This window comes from Haladaptatus rarus (genome assembly GCF_054177585.1).
Genome location: NZ_JBPEHG010000001.1, coordinates 190,863 through 207,106 on the forward strand (window position 1 = coordinate 190,863; position 16,244 = coordinate 207,106).

Annotated in this window: 18 protein-coding genes, 1 tRNA gene and 4 pseudogenes; 9 read left to right on the forward strand and 14 right to left on the reverse strand. The window is 58.8% G+C overall.

Annotated elements, in window-relative coordinates:
* Positions 1 to 112 precede the first annotated feature (112 nt).
* The gene (locus ACR3FE_RS01010; RefSeq protein WP_458204710.1) at positions 113 to 304 is read right to left on the reverse strand and encodes a TFIIB-type zinc ribbon-containing protein; all 192 of its coding nucleotides are present in this window, start codon (positions 302 to 304) and stop codon (positions 113 to 115) included.
* A gap of 43 nt (positions 305 to 347) precedes the next feature.
* A complete protein-coding gene (locus tag ACR3FE_RS01015) occupies positions 348 to 473 on the reverse strand; it encodes a transporter (RefSeq protein ID WP_458204712.1) in 126 nt (41 codons plus the stop codon).
* A 179-nt stretch (positions 474 to 652) separates the two neighbouring features.
* On the opposite strand from ACR3FE_RS01015, the gene ACR3FE_RS01020 reads away from it, so the two are divergent.
* Positions 653 to 1,837, forward strand: coding sequence for a DUF7289 family protein (locus tag ACR3FE_RS01020; RefSeq protein ID WP_458204713.1), 1,185 nt, complete (start codon positions 653 to 655; stop codon positions 1,835 to 1,837).
* 21 nt (positions 1,838 to 1,858) lie between these two features.
* Positions 1,859 to 2,398 (forward strand): annotated as a pseudogene (locus ACR3FE_RS01025) (DUF7305 domain-containing protein); the annotation flags it as partial.
* Here ACR3FE_RS01025 and ACR3FE_RS01030 read toward each other — a convergent pair.
* From ACR3FE_RS01030 to ACR3FE_RS01065, 8 genes and pseudogenes are all read right to left on the reverse strand, one after another.
* On the reverse strand, positions 2,395 to 2,670 hold the full coding sequence (locus ACR3FE_RS01030; RefSeq protein ID WP_458205993.1) for a DUF7289 family protein: 276 nt from the start codon (positions 2,668 to 2,670) through the stop codon (positions 2,395 to 2,397). The pseudogene ACR3FE_RS01025 and the gene ACR3FE_RS01030 sit on opposite strands and share 4 nt — an antisense overlap.
* Positions 2,567 to 3,073, reverse strand: a pseudogene (locus ACR3FE_RS01035) (DUF7288 family protein); the annotation flags it as partial. The pseudogene ACR3FE_RS01035 and the gene ACR3FE_RS01030, both read right to left, overlap by 104 nt.
* Position 3,074: 1 nt before the next feature.
* Complete coding sequence (locus tag ACR3FE_RS01040) at positions 3,075 to 3,512, reverse strand: DUF7287 family protein (RefSeq protein ID WP_458204714.1); 438 nt, start codon at positions 3,510 to 3,512, stop codon at positions 3,075 to 3,077.
* Positions 3,513 to 3,514: 2 nt separating this feature from the next.
* Positions 3,515 to 5,533, reverse strand: a pseudogene (locus ACR3FE_RS01045) (type II secretion system F family protein).
* A pseudogene (locus tag ACR3FE_RS01050) lies at positions 5,530 to 7,146 on the reverse strand (type II/IV secretion system ATPase subunit); the annotation flags it as partial. The pseudogenes ACR3FE_RS01050 and ACR3FE_RS01045, both read right to left, overlap by 4 nt.
* A gap of 387 nt (positions 7,147 to 7,533) precedes the next feature.
* A complete protein-coding gene (locus ACR3FE_RS01055) occupies positions 7,534 to 8,589 on the reverse strand; it encodes a hypothetical protein (RefSeq protein WP_458204715.1) in 1,056 nt (351 codons plus the stop codon).
* A 328-nt stretch (positions 8,590 to 8,917) separates the two neighbouring features.
* Positions 8,918 to 8,990 (reverse strand) — tRNA-Arg (locus ACR3FE_RS01060).
* Between the two features lie 35 nt (positions 8,991 to 9,025).
* Entirely contained in the window at positions 9,026 to 9,304 is a 279-nt protein-coding gene (locus ACR3FE_RS01065) for a Sec-independent protein translocase subunit TatA/TatB (protein WP_458204717.1), read from the reverse strand.
* Positions 9,305 to 9,454: 150 nt separating this feature from the next.
* Here ACR3FE_RS01065 and ACR3FE_RS01070 point away from each other — a divergent pair, with 150 nt between their 5' ends.
* Complete coding sequence (locus tag ACR3FE_RS01070; protein ID WP_458204719.1) at positions 9,455 to 10,279, forward strand: HD domain-containing protein; 825 nt, start codon at positions 9,455 to 9,457, stop codon at positions 10,277 to 10,279.
* Here ACR3FE_RS01070 and ACR3FE_RS01075 read toward each other — a convergent pair.
* Positions 10,276 to 11,382 carry a glycosyltransferase gene (locus ACR3FE_RS01075; RefSeq protein WP_458204721.1) on the reverse strand — a complete coding sequence of 369 codons (1,107 nt, stop codon included), beginning with the start codon at positions 11,380 to 11,382 and terminating at the stop codon, positions 10,276 to 10,278. The genes ACR3FE_RS01070 and ACR3FE_RS01075 overlap by 4 nt on opposite strands.
* Before the next feature lie 41 nt (positions 11,383 to 11,423).
* On the reverse strand, positions 11,424 to 12,470 hold the full coding sequence (locus tag ACR3FE_RS01080) for a glycosyltransferase family 4 protein (protein ID WP_458204722.1): 1,047 nt from the start codon (positions 12,468 to 12,470) through the stop codon (positions 11,424 to 11,426).
* Between the two features lie 163 nt (positions 12,471 to 12,633).
* Between ACR3FE_RS01080 and ACR3FE_RS01085 the strand changes: the two genes are divergently transcribed.
* The 3 genes from ACR3FE_RS01085 to ACR3FE_RS01095 all read left to right on the forward strand — a co-directional run bounded on the left by ACR3FE_RS01085 (position 12,634) and on the right by ACR3FE_RS01095 (position 14,300).
* Entirely contained in the window at positions 12,634 to 12,909 is a 276-nt protein-coding gene (locus tag ACR3FE_RS01085; protein WP_458204724.1) for a ribonuclease P protein component 4, read from the forward strand.
* 342 nt (positions 12,910 to 13,251) lie between these two features.
* Entirely contained in the window at positions 13,252 to 13,698 is a 447-nt protein-coding gene (locus ACR3FE_RS01090) for a DUF5799 family protein (protein WP_458204726.1), read from the forward strand.
* Complete coding sequence (locus tag ACR3FE_RS01095) at positions 13,698 to 14,300, forward strand: protein sorting system archaetidylserine decarboxylase (RefSeq protein ID WP_458204728.1); 603 nt, start codon at positions 13,698 to 13,700, stop codon at positions 14,298 to 14,300. Before ACR3FE_RS01090 ends, ACR3FE_RS01095 begins: the two co-directional genes overlap by 1 nt.
* Here the strand turns inward: ACR3FE_RS01095 and ACR3FE_RS01100 are convergent.
* Positions 14,285 to 14,440 (reverse strand): DUF7557 family protein, encoded by a 156-nt coding sequence (locus ACR3FE_RS01100; RefSeq protein ID WP_458204730.1) that lies wholly within the window; start codon positions 14,438 to 14,440, stop codon positions 14,285 to 14,287. The genes ACR3FE_RS01095 and ACR3FE_RS01100 overlap by 16 nt on opposite strands.
* A gap of 225 nt (positions 14,441 to 14,665) precedes the next feature.
* Between ACR3FE_RS01100 and ACR3FE_RS01105 the strand changes: the two genes are divergently transcribed.
* The gene (locus ACR3FE_RS01105; protein WP_458204731.1) at positions 14,666 to 14,899 is read left to right on the forward strand and encodes a DUF7563 family protein; all 234 of its coding nucleotides are present in this window, start codon (positions 14,666 to 14,668) and stop codon (positions 14,897 to 14,899) included.
* 59 nt (positions 14,900 to 14,958) lie between these two features.
* Here ACR3FE_RS01105 and ACR3FE_RS01110 read toward each other — a convergent pair whose 3' ends face one another.
* Complete coding sequence (locus tag ACR3FE_RS01110; protein WP_458204733.1) at positions 14,959 to 15,162, reverse strand: DUF7989 family protein; 204 nt, start codon at positions 15,160 to 15,162, stop codon at positions 14,959 to 14,961.
* A gap of 276 nt (positions 15,163 to 15,438) precedes the next feature.
* Here ACR3FE_RS01110 and ACR3FE_RS01115 point away from each other — a divergent pair, with 276 nt between their 5' ends.
* Both ACR3FE_RS01115 and ACR3FE_RS01120 read left to right on the forward strand, forming a co-directional pair.
* The gene (locus ACR3FE_RS01115; RefSeq protein ID WP_458204735.1) at positions 15,439 to 15,891 is read left to right on the forward strand and encodes a ferritin-like domain-containing protein; all 453 of its coding nucleotides are present in this window, start codon (positions 15,439 to 15,441) and stop codon (positions 15,889 to 15,891) included.
* 38 nt (positions 15,892 to 15,929) lie between these two features.
* The gene (locus ACR3FE_RS01120) at positions 15,930 to 16,220 is read left to right on the forward strand and encodes a DUF5779 family protein (RefSeq protein ID WP_458204736.1); all 291 of its coding nucleotides are present in this window, start codon (positions 15,930 to 15,932) and stop codon (positions 16,218 to 16,220) included.
* The last annotated feature ends 24 nt before the right edge of the window (positions 16,221 to 16,244 follow it).

A 16,244-nucleotide genomic window follows, 5' to 3' on the forward strand; every position in this document is an offset into this window, starting at 1 on the left:
ATCTGTTCCTCCAGCAGACACACGCCGACTTGATAGCTTTGCTATACGTTCGATAAGGACGAATTATTATATTTCTAAGAGCCGACGACCGTGCGATTTCACCACAAAGGATTTACCCCCGCGCACTCCCGTTTTCGGCTTCCCCTTCAGATGGTGCCATCCGCTCGATATCCGCCGAATCGCAGTACGGACAGCGTAGATTCGACAACTCGACTGAGTACGCGAACTCTCGGCCACAGCGACGACAGCGATACTCGTCTCCCTCGACCGTGAAGATTCGTCGTACCGCGTCGAACAGTCCCATCGAGAAACAGTTCTACGTTCCGAGGCTTAAAACTGCGTTTCGATCAACCGAGGAGGCGCATCGCCACACCTGCCAGGATGACGAGGATGGCGAGGCCGGACGTTATCGGTTCCGGGATGAAGAACATCACGACACCAACGAGCATGACGAGCGTCGAAGTTCGAGCCATATTCGATACGTATAGACGACCGAGGGAACCAGTTCTGCCTTCGTGAGCAAGCCACTTCGAATGACAAGTCAATTGTAGAAGATACCGAACCGAAAATCCCTCCCATCACCGACGAAAAACGTGATAATTTTTCTATATAAGTGCGGATATTTATTACACGTGACGAAAGATGTCGTGGCATGACCACTCCGTCCACCCGTGCCCAGACCGAGACACTGGGTGTCGTCCTCCTCCTCGGAATTACCATCGCAGGGATGGGACTCATCGTCGCGTTTGGATCGTCGATGTTAGACGATTCGAAGCGTGTAACCGAACTCAACAGCGCGGAACACGCGATGACACAACTCGATTCCAAAGCTAGTTTGGTCGGCATCGGTGGAACCGACACCCAACGGGTGAACCTTGGCGTCGAGAACGATGGTCGGACACTCACCCGGACGAACGCCGGCTGGATGCAAATCGAAATCAATCGGACTGCTGAGGACGGGTCTGGTGAGATAGTCGAGGTGATGAATCAGTCGCTCGGCGCGGTCGTCTACCGGAACGGCGACACGACGATTGCCTACCAAGGTGGTGGCGTCTGGCGAAAGACCGGCGGCGGCGCGACCATGGTCTCGCCACCAGAGTTCCACTACCGAGAGAGGACGCTTACACTTCCGCTGGTCGTCGTCGGTGGGGAAGGTGCACTCGATTCGAACCTCGAACTCACGTCAAATGGGTCGCAGACGATGTATCCAATAAACGGGACGCTAGCGAATCCGATGGAGGAAGGTGAGGTGAGCGTCACTGTTCAGAGCGCGTACTATCGGGCGTGGGGGCAGTTTTTCGAGACGCGAACCGGGGGATCAGTCACGTACGATCATGCGTTGAAGACAGTCACGATTACCCTTCTCGTCGGAGAAGAAATTCCCGATGTAGAGAGTTCGATCGCGTCTACGACGCCAGATCAGATGCAAATCCTAGGCTCTGGCGGGTCGTCATTTACAGATAGTTATAACTCATCGATCGGTAAGTACTCCGTCAGTAATTCCTCCAACGGGTCAATCATGACTCAGGGGAGCGTCGAAATGAGTGGTGGTGCGCAGGTCTACGGTGACCTCATTACGGGCGGAGGGACTGTCGAGATATCCGGCAGCGGGTCAACCGACCTCCACGGCAACCTTTCATACGGTGGCGTCGCACCGACGTGCAAGGGCGGTGGTCAGAACACCTGTCCGCAAGTTCATGGGTGGATTGCCGGGTACGGAAGCGTCCCCGACATTGCACCAATCGGAAGTTTCGTGCACAAGAAAATCGAAACATTCCGCGATCCGTCGAACAGCAACAACGAAAACACAACTGCTATTGAGTCGGACAATACCTAGAACGATTCGCAGTCAACGCTTGAGCTCGAATCCGGACACTACTATCTCGATGAGGGAGACTTAGGGGCCGGACAAACGCTCAAGTTCAACACGTCCAGCGGAAACATCGTACTCACAATCGACGGCAGCGTCGAGTGGAGTAACGTTAATGTGGACGTGACCGATCCAGATGCAGGATCAGTCACGATTTACATGAGTGGGCAGGACTTCTCCGTCACGAACGGCGCAACTGTCGGTGATCTCGTCGGCCACAAATCACCGGCGCTCCGCGTTTACTCGAAACCCGGTCTCGAAGTCCTGGTTGAGGGTGAGGATACGAAGTTCGTCGGGTTGATATACGCACCCGGGACGCCGTCGCAGACTGGGTCAGTGGAGATCACGTCACACGGCAGGGTTTTCGGCGCGATTGTTGGGAGCGGCCCGACGACGCTTCAATCAGGCGGGTCGATCCATTTCGACGAACAACTACGAAGTACCGAACCAGTCGCCGGTATGAGAGATATTCCGCGGTTGACCTATCTCCACATCTCCGTTAATCAGGTGAACGTCACTGCAGCCTAGCGCCTCAGTTCAAACGCAGCGACAGTTTCTGGCACGACGACACGGGCAGTGGATTTGAACTGATATGTCACTCTTCCGTCGCTGGCGTCCCCGTCGATCTTCTTCAACCCCTCCTGGTCGAAGTATCGCTTCCATGCTGCGGCACGCGGCGACGCTATCGTCACGTTCACTCGAAGATTCGCCGTCGAAGAGCGTGACCGTCCGGGTTGCGACCACGGCGTTATCGCTCGGCGACCCCATGTATACCATGGTTTGCTGGCGAGATTCACCATTTGGCAGTCGATAGACGACAAATACGTTGTAGGCGATTCGACCACGGGTGCTCACCACGTCTCCGGACGGATCGTTCATCGACACGTTTCCGAACGTCGTGTTCAGCACGTCGCCAAACGCGTTCGGCGGCCCACCGTTCGCGTAGACGCCCTCGTCGTTCGACCCAACGAATTGCTCACTCGTTGTGTCCCAGTAGAGCACGGCTTCCCGGAGTCGGCCGTCTGCAGCGGTCACCGAAAGCAAATCATCTGCAATCGCTTTCTCCTGATTCTCGATGTGCTGGTTCGACGTACTCGCAGTGAGTGGCGTCACCGCCGTCGCTTGGAGCGCGAAGACGACCGCGCTGACGACGAGCAGTGCGGCGGTGAAGGCCTCCAGTGTATGTGCTTGTGCTCTGTCCATGTTACCAGATCCTCACGGAGAGCGTGTACTCCTCGCCGTTAAGTGAGACAAGGCGTGATGCGACGACGACGGAGCCACGAGTTGGAACTGGCGGCCCTGCGCTGAGTTCAGTTCCGTTTAGTTTCTCAATCGACCCTTCTGATTCGATAGTGACGTTCGCATGCCGGTTCGAATCGATACCAAGTTCGGCGGGAAGCTCGTCTTCCGGTGTCTTGAAGAACTGCTCAGTACGGGTTTTGTTCAGCATGCTCGAGTGGTTCTGTCGGGCGAGTTTCCCTTCGGCGAGGTGTGCGCCGACACGATCGGCAGTGAGGAGGTCTGCGCTGTTGTCACTCGTGAAGGGTGCGAAGGTGTTCGGAAGCGTCGCGAACACGAACGCGACCGTGAGCAAGAAGACGCTCATCCCGACCATGAAGTCAATGCTCGTCTGGCCTCTCATGGTTAGATGAACGCGAACGTGAGGAGGGCGACGGTTGGCAGGACGACGACGAACTTCACGCCGGAGAGCAAGTCAGCATCGCGGATGTAGCCCGCGATGAATCCCGAAAGGATGGCTTGAATCGTCACGGCGTGGAAAAAGAGCATCGACAGCGTGGTCGTGTCTACGTTTCCGCCGAAGCTCATCGAACCTGGTGAGTTCGCCCCCGACGCCTGGCCAGCCAGTCCAGCCATCACGTCGAGGAACTTCACCTTCAAGATGGCCATCACCGCGAGCAGGGTGAGATAGGTCATGAGGATGAAGACGACCTGCATCCGCGCACGAGAGCGCCGTTCGCGCGCGATGTCGTCTTGATTCTCGCTCGCCTGTGCCGCCGTCGTCAGGACGGCGCTGATCTGACTCGACGCTTCCTGTGCTTTGCTGATGAGTTTGACCGTCCGTGCGAGACGCGGGAGGTGATACCGGTTGTTGAACTCGATGAACGCTGTCTTCATGCTCATCCCGTACTCCACCTTGGCGTGGATCTGGTCGAACTCCTCGGCGAGTTTCCCCGACGAGGTCTCCGCCACGGTCTTGATGGATTCGAGGAGTGTAAGTCCGGTGTCGTTCGCACTCGATAGCTTCCGGAGGTTGTCGGAGAGTTTTCGCGTCACCTTCTGGCGCGACCGAACGTTCCACTCCCGGAAGACGGCGAGTGGCACGCCGTTCACGTACACCGGGACGTACACGTACATGAACGTCGTCCAGATGGGGTTCGCGACGAAACCGTCGATAGAGGAGGGGACGGTTCCGGTCCACGCCGCGCTGGCGACGAGCACCATCGACGTTGGTACCGTGATGCCGAGGACGTACAGCGGATTGTCCCGGAAGAAGTGGTGTGGGCGTTTCAGGAGTTCGATGGTGGTGTGCGTTCCTTCTCGGCTCTTGATGCGGTCGAACACCGAGAATTCGCCGACGAACTCCTCGACGAGCCCGAGGTGGAGCAGTCCTGCACCCGAGATGGTCTCCAGCCGGTCGCCACCGTCGCCGGGGTCGAGGTAGCCGTCGCCCGTCTCGTCCTGTTTCACAGTCGAGACGAGAACGAGGAAGCCGACGCCGGTGAGCGGGATCAACCCGTACACGGTCGCATACAACAGGAACTGCTGGGCTTCGCCGAGCATGCTCATGATGACGAGGATGATGATGAGGAGGAGGGGAAACAGCGAGAGCGTCATGTACATCTCGCCGAACAGTTCGAGCGTTTCGAGGGTCAACTCCTGTTCCTGTTTCGCCGTCCGCATGTACTTGTCCTTCTTGTCGTCGAGAAACTGGGTCATGTTCCCACCGCTGTTGACGATCGAGAGCATGTCGGTGAAAAACTGCGATAAGTCGTCGCTCGGCGTTTCGAGCGCCCGCTTCCGGATGGCAGTTCGGTAATCCGTATCGAAGTAGTCCGTCTCCTGGACGATGCTTTTGAACTCGTGTGACACTTCACCGTAAGTGTCGTCGGCTTTCGCCATCGCCTCCAGAATCTCCAGTTGATTCAGCCCGCCGATGGAGAGCGCGTACATGAACGAGATCGCGTCCGGGAGGAGCATGTTGATCTCTCGCTTTCGCGCCGACGCTCGATTGTACGGGATAGCGACGATAGTTCCGAACCCTCCGGCGAACCCGATAGCGCCCAGAACCACGCCGGTTCCCAACACGAGCGCTGGCACTTTGAGCGCGTTCAGCAGGTCGGCCATCGCGCCGGACACCGGAACACCGAGCCAGACACCCTGCCCTACCGCACCGACCGAGATGAGCAGGTAGCCGAGCAGGAGACCGATCAACTACAACACGAGGCCGACGAGCGTTCCGACTGCGAGCCCACGCGAGAGGTATAGTTCCGCCGTTTCGGGCATCCTCGCTTCGGCGAGTTTGTGTTCGAGATCCGCGACGAAGTCGCTGTTCTCGTCGAAGAGGCGGTCGTAGAGCGGGTAGAAGGCGTCCGCGAGGGAGTCAGCACTGGTGTCACCCTGCGTGGCAGAACCGAGGCTCATTTGTCGTCCTCCTCAAACATCACTTCGTCCTCGTCATCTGCGAACGTCGCCTCTTCGAACTCACCGAACGGGTCATCGCCGAGTACCGGTTCCTGGTCGAACGCGTGGGCGGAATCGTCCGTGGGTTTCGCAGTGTCGGCGAGTGCGACGGCCAGGCCGTCTTCGGATACGTCTACGCCCCGATACTGGTCGAACAACTGCTCTTCTGCCGTATCGAGGATGTCCTCCGCAAGTTCGGCGATCTCCGCGTCCGGGTCGGGTCGAGGCACCATCTCCTCTTTCTCTGGGTCGATGTCGATGAGAACGCTCTCCATCTCGCGGAGGTCGGCAAGACTATCTTCGAGTTTTCCGGCTGCCACCAACGCGAGGATGGTGTCCGGGTCGTTGATGAACGCCTGGATCGTCGCCGCGACCTGCGTGTACTCGTTCAGCCCGTTGTGGATGAGGTAGGCGAGGATGGTTCGCCGTTTCAGGAGTTCGTCTTCGAGACGGTCCTGATCCCATCCGCGGTCGAACTTGATCTCCTCTAAGGTGTTCGATCCGGAGAGATGTTCGTGTTCGTCGGTCTCGGCGCGCCACTGGAACACGTCCTTGACGTTGATCTCGTCGTTCTCCGTGTCGTAGTGGTTGACCTCCGTGAGCGATTTGGTTCGACGCACCTTGCTCCCCTTGACGCGAGTCTGTGTCTGGATGGACACCAGATCGAGTGCGGTAAGGAGGGTCTTCGAGACGTTGATGGGTTCGGTCGTGAACCGCTTCAGCACCTCTCCGACGGTGTCGGCGTGGAAGGTGGTGTAGGTCGTGTGGCCGGTGGACATGACCTGGAAGAGGGTGCGACCCTCCTCGCCGCGGATCTCACCCATCACGATGTAATCCGGACGTTGGCGGAGCGCGGCCTCCAACAGGTCGAACTCGTCCACGTCGCCCTTGTCGTCGTCGGAGAACGATGGTCGGGTGACGCTGGCGATCCAGTTTCGCTGTGGCAGTTCGACCTCGCGCGTGTCCTCGATGGAGACGATCTTCGTATTGCTCGGGATGAATAGGGAGACCGCGTTGAGGCTGGTCGTCTTCCCGGACGCCGTCCCGCCCGCGAAGATGAGCGACCGGTGATTCTCGATGGCCAGCCAGAGGAACGCCATCTCTTCGAGCGAGAACGTGTGCCAGTTGATGAGGTCGATGGGCGTGAACGGTACGTCCTTGAACTGACGGATGGTGTAGTTCGTCCCGTGGTCTGACACCTCACGTCCGAGCGTCAACTGCGCACGAGAGCCATCGGGAAGGGTCGCATCCACCTGTGGTTGACGCTTGCTGATACCTTTCCCGGAGCGCTGGGCGAGTTTGACGACGAAATCGTCCAGTTCCGACTCGCCGTGGTGGACGTTCGTGATGATCTGCTCGTAGTCGGTGTGGTAGACGAAGACGGGCGAGTTGTAACCGTCACAGGAGATGTCCTCCACGTTGATGTCGTGTTTGATGCCGTCGATCCGCTCGTAGCCGATGAAGTCTCGTTTCAGCAGGTAGAGCAACTTTTCGACCTGATACTCGGTGAGCGTGTCGGCGTCTTCTGCCAGCAGGACTGGCTCTGGGCGAGCCATGATGCCGTCGAGTTCGCCGTCTTCGTCGTCTTCCTCGTGTTCCTCGATGATATCTTCGATGTGGGTGCGAACCGCCCGCCGAAGGCTCTCGTCACCGACGCGCTCCGCGAGGAGTTCGTTCCACCGCCTGCTGAGTCCGCGCGAACTCTGTGATTCGGTATTCGAAGCGGTCAGCGCGTCGTCGGCTTTCGGGGTAACTTCCGCATCGTCGGCATCTGTGTTTTGCTCCTCCGTTTCGTCGACGTCCGGGGTCAACTCCTCTGTCTCGTCGTCGCCCGACAGTTCTGCGTCGTCCAGATACGGATCTTCAGCCGATTCGCTCGCGTCCTTGTCAGTCTCCTCGTCGATGTCGCTCGCCTCAGATTTCGCTTCGTCTCTGCGGAATCGTTCGAGGTACGGGGCCGTTTACTCGCGGAGGGTTCGAATCGTCTCCCCCGTCTGTGCCCGCGTTTCGGCAGTGTACTGATTCCACGTCTCGCGTGCGTGGTCGTATCGAGTCAGTGTCTCCGTCAGCAGTTCCGCGATCTCGTCGTCTCCGGGTTGGTAGAGGTCGTAACGCGAGAGCAGACGGAGGGTTTCGCGCTCGATGACCGCTTCGCGGTCTTCCTCGTCGGCCTCGACGACCACTTCGTCGCTGGAGTATTTGATGGAGGTTCGGAGCTTCCCGGTCAGGAACTCCCGCAGATCGTCTTCGATCCGAGTTTGATACGGCTCGACGAGGTAGTACTTCTGCTCGTTTTCTTTCTCGGAGTGGAAGACGACCACGAACGAGTACGGTTTGTTCACCCAGTAGCGGTCAATCTCGCGGAAATGGGATTTCTTCGGAAGTGCGACCGCCTTTTCCAGGTCGTACCGGTTGGCGACCGTCGTATAGCCCTCGACGGTCGAGAAGAAGCCGTCTTCGTCTAACTCCTCGGGCACGTCAAGCGTTCGCTCGTCCTCGACTTCGAGGAGTTTCCCCGCCTTCGCCGCACCCTCTGTGAGCAGATTCGGGAGGTCGTCTTCCTCGAAACCGAGCCAGTCGGCTTTCTCGAACTCGACGACGTTCCCGTCCTCGTCACGGGGTTTCTCGTGTGGTTTCTCGCGGTCGGGGTCGTAGTAGTACTCGTAGCGGAAATGCTCCCAGAGGTACTCACCGAGTGAGACCGGCGTCTCCTCGGGATCGAGGAAGGCTTCGAAATACGTTCCAAGTGCGTCCGCTCGTCCCGCCGCGTCTTCGATACGGGATTCGGTCTCTTCAGGGTCGAAGCCGAGGAACTCCTCGGCGGGAAACGGTCGGGGTTTTCCGCGCCAGTTGGTAGGGGGACCCCCGTTCTCGTAGAAGTACTCCTCCTTGAAGTCCTCCCACGTGTACGTTCCGAGGGTGACACGGGTGGGCAACCCGTCGGCGAGGCGGACCCCGTCAGGGCCAGCGTCGTCGGGCCCCCCACTCCCGAGCGCTTCGGACTCGTCGCTTGCCATTGAGTATCGTCATTCACTAATCCATTAAAAAGCCTTGTTAAAATTAATATACATGTATGGAATGTCGCTTTTGTACGTATCAGTTTCGAGTCTAGCGGTTTCTATCTCCTGCGGTTTAGAAACGTTACTGATCGTGATACTACCGCGCGATAGGGAGAGAACTGGCCCGATCCCGGCGATGTCTCGATGAACCCATCGACGTGACGGAGCCAGCGATGCCTGACGTGGTTTGTGCGGTACACGTTACCAGACGTTACCGCAATTCTTACTGAACAGTGACAGATAATAAATCTTTCACCGGAATGCCTGCTCCTGTCGGTTCGCTGTACGGGCGTGGCGGGATTCGAACCCGCGGTCGAGAGGTTAGGAACCTCTCGCCCTATCCGCTAGGCCACACGCCCTGCTTAAAAAACACGACCCGGAGCAGAAAAAACGATTACTCTTCGGATTCCGTCTCGGTCTCTGGTTCGCTGTCCACGCGCGTCGCCGACTCGTTGTCGTTGATCTCGCTGCTACCGCTGGAAGACGTTCCAGATTCCTGCATCTCGCGGAGTTCGTCCTCGACTTCTTGCCGTCCTTTCTTGAACTCACCCATCGCCTCACCCGTCGAACGGGCGAGCTTCGGGATCTTGTTAGCACCGAACAGGAGCACCGCGATGAGCAAGATCACCGCGAGTTCCATCCCGCCAGGAACCGGCCCGAATAGTGGTATCATTTCGTACATCCTCTACTTGTTGCTTACCCATTCGCAATTATAGGCTTTTTGCTACTGTGCGGTGTGTCCCGGTCGTTCGATTGTACGGAAAAACAGGGACGAGACCCCGCCTGCCCGAGAGCTTTTTGCGTCAGAACGAGTGGTTCCACTATGGACGAGACGGAAATGGAAGGAGAGACGGAGAACGGCCGACGGGCCTACGACCCGACGGCCGATCACGCTTTCCCCGACGAAAAGCTGAACGAGGTGTTGGAGTTCATCGACAACGACGTCGAGATTCAGACCTACCTCGACGCCCAGAACGTCAACGCAGTCGCGCGCAAAGGGTACAACGACCACGGCATGAAACACATCGAGATCGTCCGCAATCGCGCCTTGCTGCTCTACGACCTGCTGAAACGCGGCGGCGTCGATTTCAACGGCGCGGCAGACCAGGGGCTGGCCGAAGAAGACGAGAGCGTCATCGTCGCGTTCGCGGCGGCACTCCACGACATCGGCCACATCGTCCACCGGGATTCACACTCCTACTACTCGATTCCGCTCGCGGCGGACGTGTTAGACCGCGTACTCCCGAACTTCTACGACACCGCAGAGGTAGTTCGGATGAAAGGCGAGATCCTCCACGCCATCCTCTGTCATCACACCGAAGAAGACCCACTTACGACCGAGGCGGGCGTGATCCGCGTCGCTGACGCACTCGACATGGAGCACGGTCGGTCGCGCATCCCTTACGAGAAGGGTGGGCGCGGTATCAACACCGTCTCCAGCCAGGCTATCCAACGGGTGACGCTCCGACAGGGTAACACGGTTCCAGTCCTCGTCGAGATCGAGATGTTGAACGCGGCGGGCGTCTATCAGGTGGACAACCTGCTCAAGGCGAAACTCCACAAATCAGGACTAGAAGACGACATCCGGATCGTCGCCCTGAACGTCCGCGAGGGAACCGACAACATCGTCGAACGGATGGAACTCTAAGCGACGTTATCGTACACGCGAGCCAACTCTTCGACCGCGCGTTCGACACTGATCTCTTCGCGCCGCGCGAGGCACGCTTCTCGAAGTCGTTCCGGTTCCGACAGTGCTCGTCGGATCGCACTCTGGAATCCATCGACGTCACCGCTCTCGAAATGGTAGCCAGTCGTTCCATCGAGGATGGTGTTCGCCAGTGCGCCAGCGTTCGCGCCGACGACGGGGGTGCCACAGGCGTTGGCTTCCAGTGCGACGAGTCCCTGTGTTTCGACCGGACTCGGAAACGCGAACACGTCCAGTGCAGAGTAGAACGCGGGCATCTCCTCGCGGTCCAGGAAGCCCAGGAATCGCACGTCGACGTCGCACTCGCTCGCCTGTTTCTCCAGTGACTTGCGGGCAGGGCCATCGCCACCGAAGACGACGGTGACGTCCATGCCGTCCGCCGCGGCGAGGAGTTCCGAGAGACGCTTTTCGAAGCCGTGGCGACCGGTGTAGCCGACGAGCGGTTCGTCGACGTCGAGGTCGTACTTCCGGACGAAATTCGCGATCTCGACGGGGTGGAATCGCTCGACGTCCACCCCATTCGAGACGACGTGGACTGGGGCGTCGATGCCAACCGTCTCGACGATGTGGCGTTTCGTGGATTCGCTCGGCGTCAGGACGGCGTCCGAATGGTCGAAGAACCACTTTTCGTAGGCGACCGACGCGCGTTCGATGTACTCTGCCGCGGAATCGTTCGAGACGAGATAGTCTGCGTACTCGCCGGTCGGTGTGTGATAGGAGGTCACGAATGGTCGCTCGTCCTTGCGGGCGAGTCGAAGACCACCGAGACCGATGGCGAACGGGGTGTGGGAGTGGACGATATCGGCGTCACGGACTGCTTTCGGGACGCGCGGTGCGCCGAGTCGGTAGCCGTCATAGAAGGGGAAGGGAAGACTGCCGATAGGATGTTCGCCTTTCTCCGGTGTGTAGCCGTCTGCACGGGGGTAGACCACGTCCATCCGACCCCCATTTCGCTCCCAGCAATCGCGCCACGACCGTATCGTGTAGGTTACGCCGTTTATCGTCGGCAAGTACGTATCCGTGAACGCGGCGACCCATCGGCTCATTATCCCGTGATTCGAGTAGGGGGTGTTAAGTGCTTGTGACTTTAGACGAGTTCGCGATAGGTTGCCGCGAGTTGCTCTCCGACGCGCTCCAGACTGTGTTCGCTGGCCGTCTCCTTCGCGTTCTCACCGAGTCGATCGCGCAGGTCGGGATTCTGGGCGAGTAGCTCCAGCGCGCGGCGGAACTCGGCTTCCGTCTCGCATTTGAGACAATCCTCGCCGTGGGTGTAGAACTCGTCGAAGACGGGGATGTCCCGGAGGACGACGGCCTTTCCGCAGGCCATCGCTTCGAGGACGACGATCCCCTGGTTCTCGACCTTCGCCGGGAAACAGAACACGTCGCCCGCCGCGAACGCTCCGCGTTTGTCTTCGACCCATCCGGTGAAGGTGACGTTCTCGGGTGGGTCGTTCGTCCACTTTCTGACCGTCGAACTGGCGTGCGGGCCGGTGTCGTACGTGCCGAACCACGCGAACTCGTAGTCCGTGGCTTGTGCGAGTCGGCAGAAGGTCGTGAGACCCTTGCGCTCGAAGACGTTGCCGATGGCGAAGACGACCATCCCATCCAGATCGTACCGGTCGCGGTATTCGTCGCGCAAGGATTCGAAGCCGTCCAGCGATTCGGCGTCCACGCCGTTGGTCATCGGGTGGATCGGTGCGTCTACCGGATACGAATCGAGCACCGACTTCGTGTACTCGCTCGGACAGAGAACGAGGTCGGCTTGCGAGTAGAACCACTTCAGATAGCGCCCGAGTGGCCGTCCGACGAGCGTGGAGCCGCGAAAACTCTCCGCGAAGTCCTCGCGCGTGACGTGTGCGTGGAGGACGAGCGGAATCCCGGCGCGGTTCGCGTGGCGGGCGACCGTGACCGACCCCGGCCCGATGACGTTGCAGTGAGCGACGTCGAACTCGGCGAAGAAACGACTCCCTACCGCTCGGGAAGCCAGCCCGTGAACCGGGGTTCCACCCCGCCACGGCGAAGTGACGACATCCACGTCAGTCCCTGCAAGCGCCTTGCGCTGGTGCTTCGTGGCGGTTCCGATGCCGCTCCGGTGCAACCGGGATTCCAGTTCGAGATAGTTGAGTGCGCGCACTGCCAGTAGGATGAACTAGCCGCCCATTACTGGTTTCGGAAAGCTCCCGTTGAACGACCAAAAAGTATTTGTTCGAGCAAGAGAATGACCCCCATGGGGCAATTCAGGAAACTTCTATCCTTATCCTGTCTCGCCCCGGAAACCCCCCACCCCCCCATTCCGAATGACTGTAGCTGAAGAGCGAATAGAGCATCTCGCGATACTTGCGAGGGACGCCGCCGCCGACTGTAACGACGGCCGAGCACGGGAGTACGTCCGGCTTGCTAGACGAATCGCCGAGCGACACCGCCTCTCGCTCCCCCACCAGTTCAAGCGATTCACGTGCGACTCGTGCGATGCGTACCTCCGCCCTGGAAAGAACGCCCGCGTCCGATTACAGGACGACCACGTCGTCGTTACCTGCGACTGCGGCCAGCAGAAACGCTACCCATACGAGTAGCGAGCGCGTGTAGTAGATATCGGATGAGAATGCGGTTTTGGTTGCGGCAGTGGTTTCCTGTAGAATTACGTTGTTACTTTCTGTTTCTCGGTCGTATCGAGTTCATACCGGCGCTTCGTGATATCTGTCTGGAACGCAGAACGGCTGCTACCGGACGTACTGAAATGTACTGAAACGTACTGTCGGTCTTCGGTTCCTCCGTTTCGAGCGACTGAAGATGTGCTGAAGATGAAAAGAGAGAGACTGGATCTGTACGAGTGATCACGCCAGTCTCTCCGCCACCTCCATTCACTTGCTGTCGCAGACGAAAGCACCAAGTCTCGCGCCACGTCATCTTCTGGTATGACCAGCCAGCAGTGGACAGACATGATCGTGGGGGACAGGATGGCGGTCGACCGGGAGTTCGCCCAGCGCGTGGCCGACTCGCAGTTCTCCCGCCAGGAGTGGGGACTCATCATGACCGCCGTCGAGTTCGACATCCAGCAACCGGGTGACGACGAGCAGGCGACCCTCATCGCCGATACGAGCAAGGTGCGACAGGTGATGCCAGAGATGGAGAACATCCAGTCGCAGATGAACGCGATGGCGGGCAAGTCGCCGAAGAAGGAGAGCAAGGGCGTCTTCAGTTCGGTCAAAGACGCGCTCGGATTGGGCGGTGGCGACAGCGGGATCGACGAAGACCGCCTCGCCGCAGCCGAGCGACTGGCCCAGGAGTACGCCGACGAACTCCAGATCAGACTCGAATCGCACGACAAGTGGGAGCGAGTTCGGAAGGCAGTCCAGGAGTAATGCAGCTCGCACCCGATGCGTGGCGGTACGCCGCCCCGCCGTTTCTGCTCGCCGGACCCGTCGGGTTCCTCTCGCCACCAGGAACGCTGGCCCTTCTCGCACTCGGTATCGCGATACTGCTGTTCTTCCGTGATCCCGACCGAACGCCACCCTCGGAGGGGGTTCTCTCACCCGCCGATGGCCGAGTATCGGTCATCAGAGAGGAGGGGGACCGCGTCCGAGTGGGCGTGTTCATGAACGTCACCGACGTTCACGTCAATCGCGCACCGCTGGCAGGGATGGTTGAGTCGGTGGAGCACGAACCCGGCAAACACCGACCGGCGTTCAGCAAGGAGTCGGATAGAAACGAGAAAGTCCACGTCAGATTCTCAGAGTACGACTTGACGCTCATCGCTGGCGCGTTCGCACGCCGCATCCACCCCTACGTGGAGGCGGGCGACGCGCTCGCGCGCGGTGACCGACTCGGCCACATCGCGTTCGGCAGTCGCGCAGACGTGCTCCTCCCGGAGTCGTTCGACGTGACGGACGTGGCAGTCGGAAAAGGAGAACGCGTTCGCGCGGGTGAGACGGTCATCGCCCGGTCGCCTCAGTCGCTCGAATAGTCCCCGCCGTGGAACAGCGTCAACTCCTCGGCTTCGTAGATGTTGATGAGTTCGGTGACGATCTCGTCGTACGATTCGTCTTCGACCCGAAGGCTGTCGAGACGCGATACGGTCTCCTCGTCGAGTGTTATCTTCGGCATCAGTAGAAGTAACGTCCGCGACCGTCATTAAAGCATAGGCCACTGTTGATTTCACGCCCGCTATTCCTCACTGTGGATCGGATACAGTCTTCGCGTTTGTCGGGTAACCACCGGTTACCGGCTTCGTAGCCCCATCTTTCGAAACGACAGGGGTTGCTTTCTCATGTACAGCGACCGGATAACAAAGTACCCACGCTCTTGTTACACGTATCGCCGAGGCTCACTATGACAACGACAGACAGCCGGATCACTGGTCGAAACGACACCGTCGCTGAAAATCGGTGCCGAAGCTGCGGGTCATTCGTGACTCGTGACTTCGCGCGCGTGTTCGGAAACAACGAAAACGAGGTCTTCGGGTGCCTCGAATGCATGACCGCCACAGAAGTGAAAAAGGGGGGCGCACGAGCCGAACACGTGGATACAACGAAACTCATCGGTGGAAGAGAACCGCTCCGCTGAATGCGGAGGGGTGGGGACGGGGAAAAATGCAGCGCGGCTCTCTTTTCTGAATCGATCTTCTAGCGTTGGCTTTCGTATCCACGTTCGAAGACTCGATTCGCGCCGGGTGCTTCGTACCGTGGTGTGTGGTCGACGTCTGCCATCGTCTGTTTCGGTCGTCCACCGTCAGTCGCCAGTCGCGGCCCGCGGTCGAAATATCCGGGAGAGTCGGCGTGTGGTGGTGTGTGGTTCAGCTCTCGCATTGTCGCTCGGTCTTTTGTCATGATTCGTATTCTTCTCGGTATGATGGTCGGTCAGCTATCGGTCGGATGTTGATTCGTCAGTTTCGAGATGTGGTAAGTAGGGGCGTTAGACCCCTACAATGAGAATCACACCGACGGCAGCACCACTCTTGGCGGGAGTGTGTGAGTGAGTGTCTAGCTGCCTCATCGTACTATGGACTCAGATTCGGATCAGATATAAACCTTTTGTGGGCCGCAACACTTGCCTCACACGTTCGCCACAATCCTAAGGAGGATTCGTGTCGTACCTGATGATGCATGACGAACAACGAAGTGACCCAACTCCTCCGGAAAGCCTACGGTGACGAGATCGAGACCGTGATGAACTACCTGACGAATTCCGTCGTCCTCGAAGGCGTGAGCGCCGAAGAGGTACGAGAGAGTCTCGAAACAGACATCCAAGAGGAACTGAACCACGCAGAGATGATCGGCCAGCGACTCAAGCAGTTGGACGAACGGCCACCGGCCTCCTACGATTTCGAGGCCCGACAGGAATCGCTTCAACCACCCGAAGATAGCACGGACGTACTGTCGGTCATCGATGGTGTTCTCGATGCCGAAGAGGACGCCATCGATACGTATCGGTCTCTCATATCAGCAGCGCGAGAGGCCGACGACCCCGTGACCGAAGACCTCGGGGTGACCATTCTCGCCGACGAGGAAGCCCATCGGACGGAGTTCCGTGGCTTCAAACGCGAGTACGAAGAGTAAGGCAAGGATTTTTCTCGGGGGGGTGAGAGGAACCTCCCATGAGTAACCCGGATTTCGACCTCGACTTGCAGTCTGCCGAACAGGAGATGGATTTCTCCGAAGACGAGCGAATCGTCTTGGGTGTTTTCGATGGAACGACTCCGATCGCAAAGCGGATAGAGGAGATCGACAGGGGGAACGTGCTCGTTCTCGCCATCGACGGAGATCTGAACGAACTCGCAGCCGACCTCGCACCGGCCATCAAAAAACGGGGTGGCAATCTAGTGCATTTCAGGAAGTTTCTCATCATCTCACCGCCCGATCTCGAGATCGACACGAGCGAACTCTGAGAAACGGCTGCGCTAGATGGAGGG

Excerpts from the sequence above, each read along its gene's own strand:
- ACR3FE_RS01085 (WP_458204724.1), top strand. The coding sequence starts at position 12,634 with ATGACTGTAGCTGAAGAGCGAATAGAGCATCTCGCGATACTTGCGAGG.
- ACR3FE_RS01105 (WP_458204731.1), top strand. The coding sequence starts at position 14,666 with ATGACAACGACAGACAGCCGGATCACTGGTCGAAACGACACCGTCGCT.
- ACR3FE_RS01040 (WP_458204714.1), bottom strand. The coding sequence starts at position 3,512 with ATGAGAGGCCAGACGAGCATTGACTTCATGGTCGGGATGAGCGTCTTC.
- ACR3FE_RS01015 (WP_458204712.1), bottom strand. The coding sequence starts at position 473 with ATGGCTCGAACTTCGACGCTCGTCATGCTCGTTGGTGTCGTGATGTTC.
- ACR3FE_RS01095 (WP_458204728.1), top strand. The coding sequence starts at position 13,698 with ATGCAGCTCGCACCCGATGCGTGGCGGTACGCCGCCCCGCCGTTTCTG.
- ACR3FE_RS01120 (WP_458204736.1), top strand. The coding sequence starts at position 15,930 with ATGAGTAACCCGGATTTCGACCTCGACTTGCAGTCTGCCGAACAGGAG.
- ACR3FE_RS01075 (WP_458204721.1), bottom strand. The coding sequence starts at position 11,382 with ATGAGCCGATGGGTCGCCGCGTTCACGGATACGTACTTGCCGACGATA.
- ACR3FE_RS01115 (WP_458204735.1), top strand. The coding sequence starts at position 15,439 with ATGACGAACAACGAAGTGACCCAACTCCTCCGGAAAGCCTACGGTGAC.
- ACR3FE_RS01110 (WP_458204733.1), bottom strand. The coding sequence starts at position 15,162 with ATGACAAAAGACCGAGCGACAATGCGAGAGCTGAACCACACACCACCA.
- ACR3FE_RS01100 (WP_458204730.1), bottom strand. The coding sequence starts at position 14,440 with ATGCCGAAGATAACACTCGACGAGGAGACCGTATCGCGTCTCGACAGC.
- ACR3FE_RS01065 (WP_458204717.1), bottom strand. The coding sequence starts at position 9,304 with ATGATACCACTATTCGGGCCGGTTCCTGGCGGGATGGAACTCGCGGTG.
- ACR3FE_RS01030 (WP_458205993.1), bottom strand. The coding sequence starts at position 2,670 with ATGGTGAATCTCGCCAGCAAACCATGGTATACATGGGGTCGCCGAGCG.
- ACR3FE_RS01055 (WP_458204715.1), bottom strand. The coding sequence starts at position 8,589 with ATGGCAAGCGACGAGTCCGAAGCGCTCGGGAGTGGGGGGCCCGACGAC.
- ACR3FE_RS01010 (WP_458204710.1), bottom strand. The coding sequence starts at position 304 with ATGGGACTGTTCGACGCGGTACGACGAATCTTCACGGTCGAGGGAGAC.
- ACR3FE_RS01070 (WP_458204719.1), top strand. The coding sequence starts at position 9,455 with ATGGACGAGACGGAAATGGAAGGAGAGACGGAGAACGGCCGACGGGCC.
- ACR3FE_RS01090 (WP_458204726.1), top strand. The coding sequence starts at position 13,252 with ATGACCAGCCAGCAGTGGACAGACATGATCGTGGGGGACAGGATGGCG.
- ACR3FE_RS01020 (WP_458204713.1), top strand. The coding sequence starts at position 653 with ATGACCACTCCGTCCACCCGTGCCCAGACCGAGACACTGGGTGTCGTC.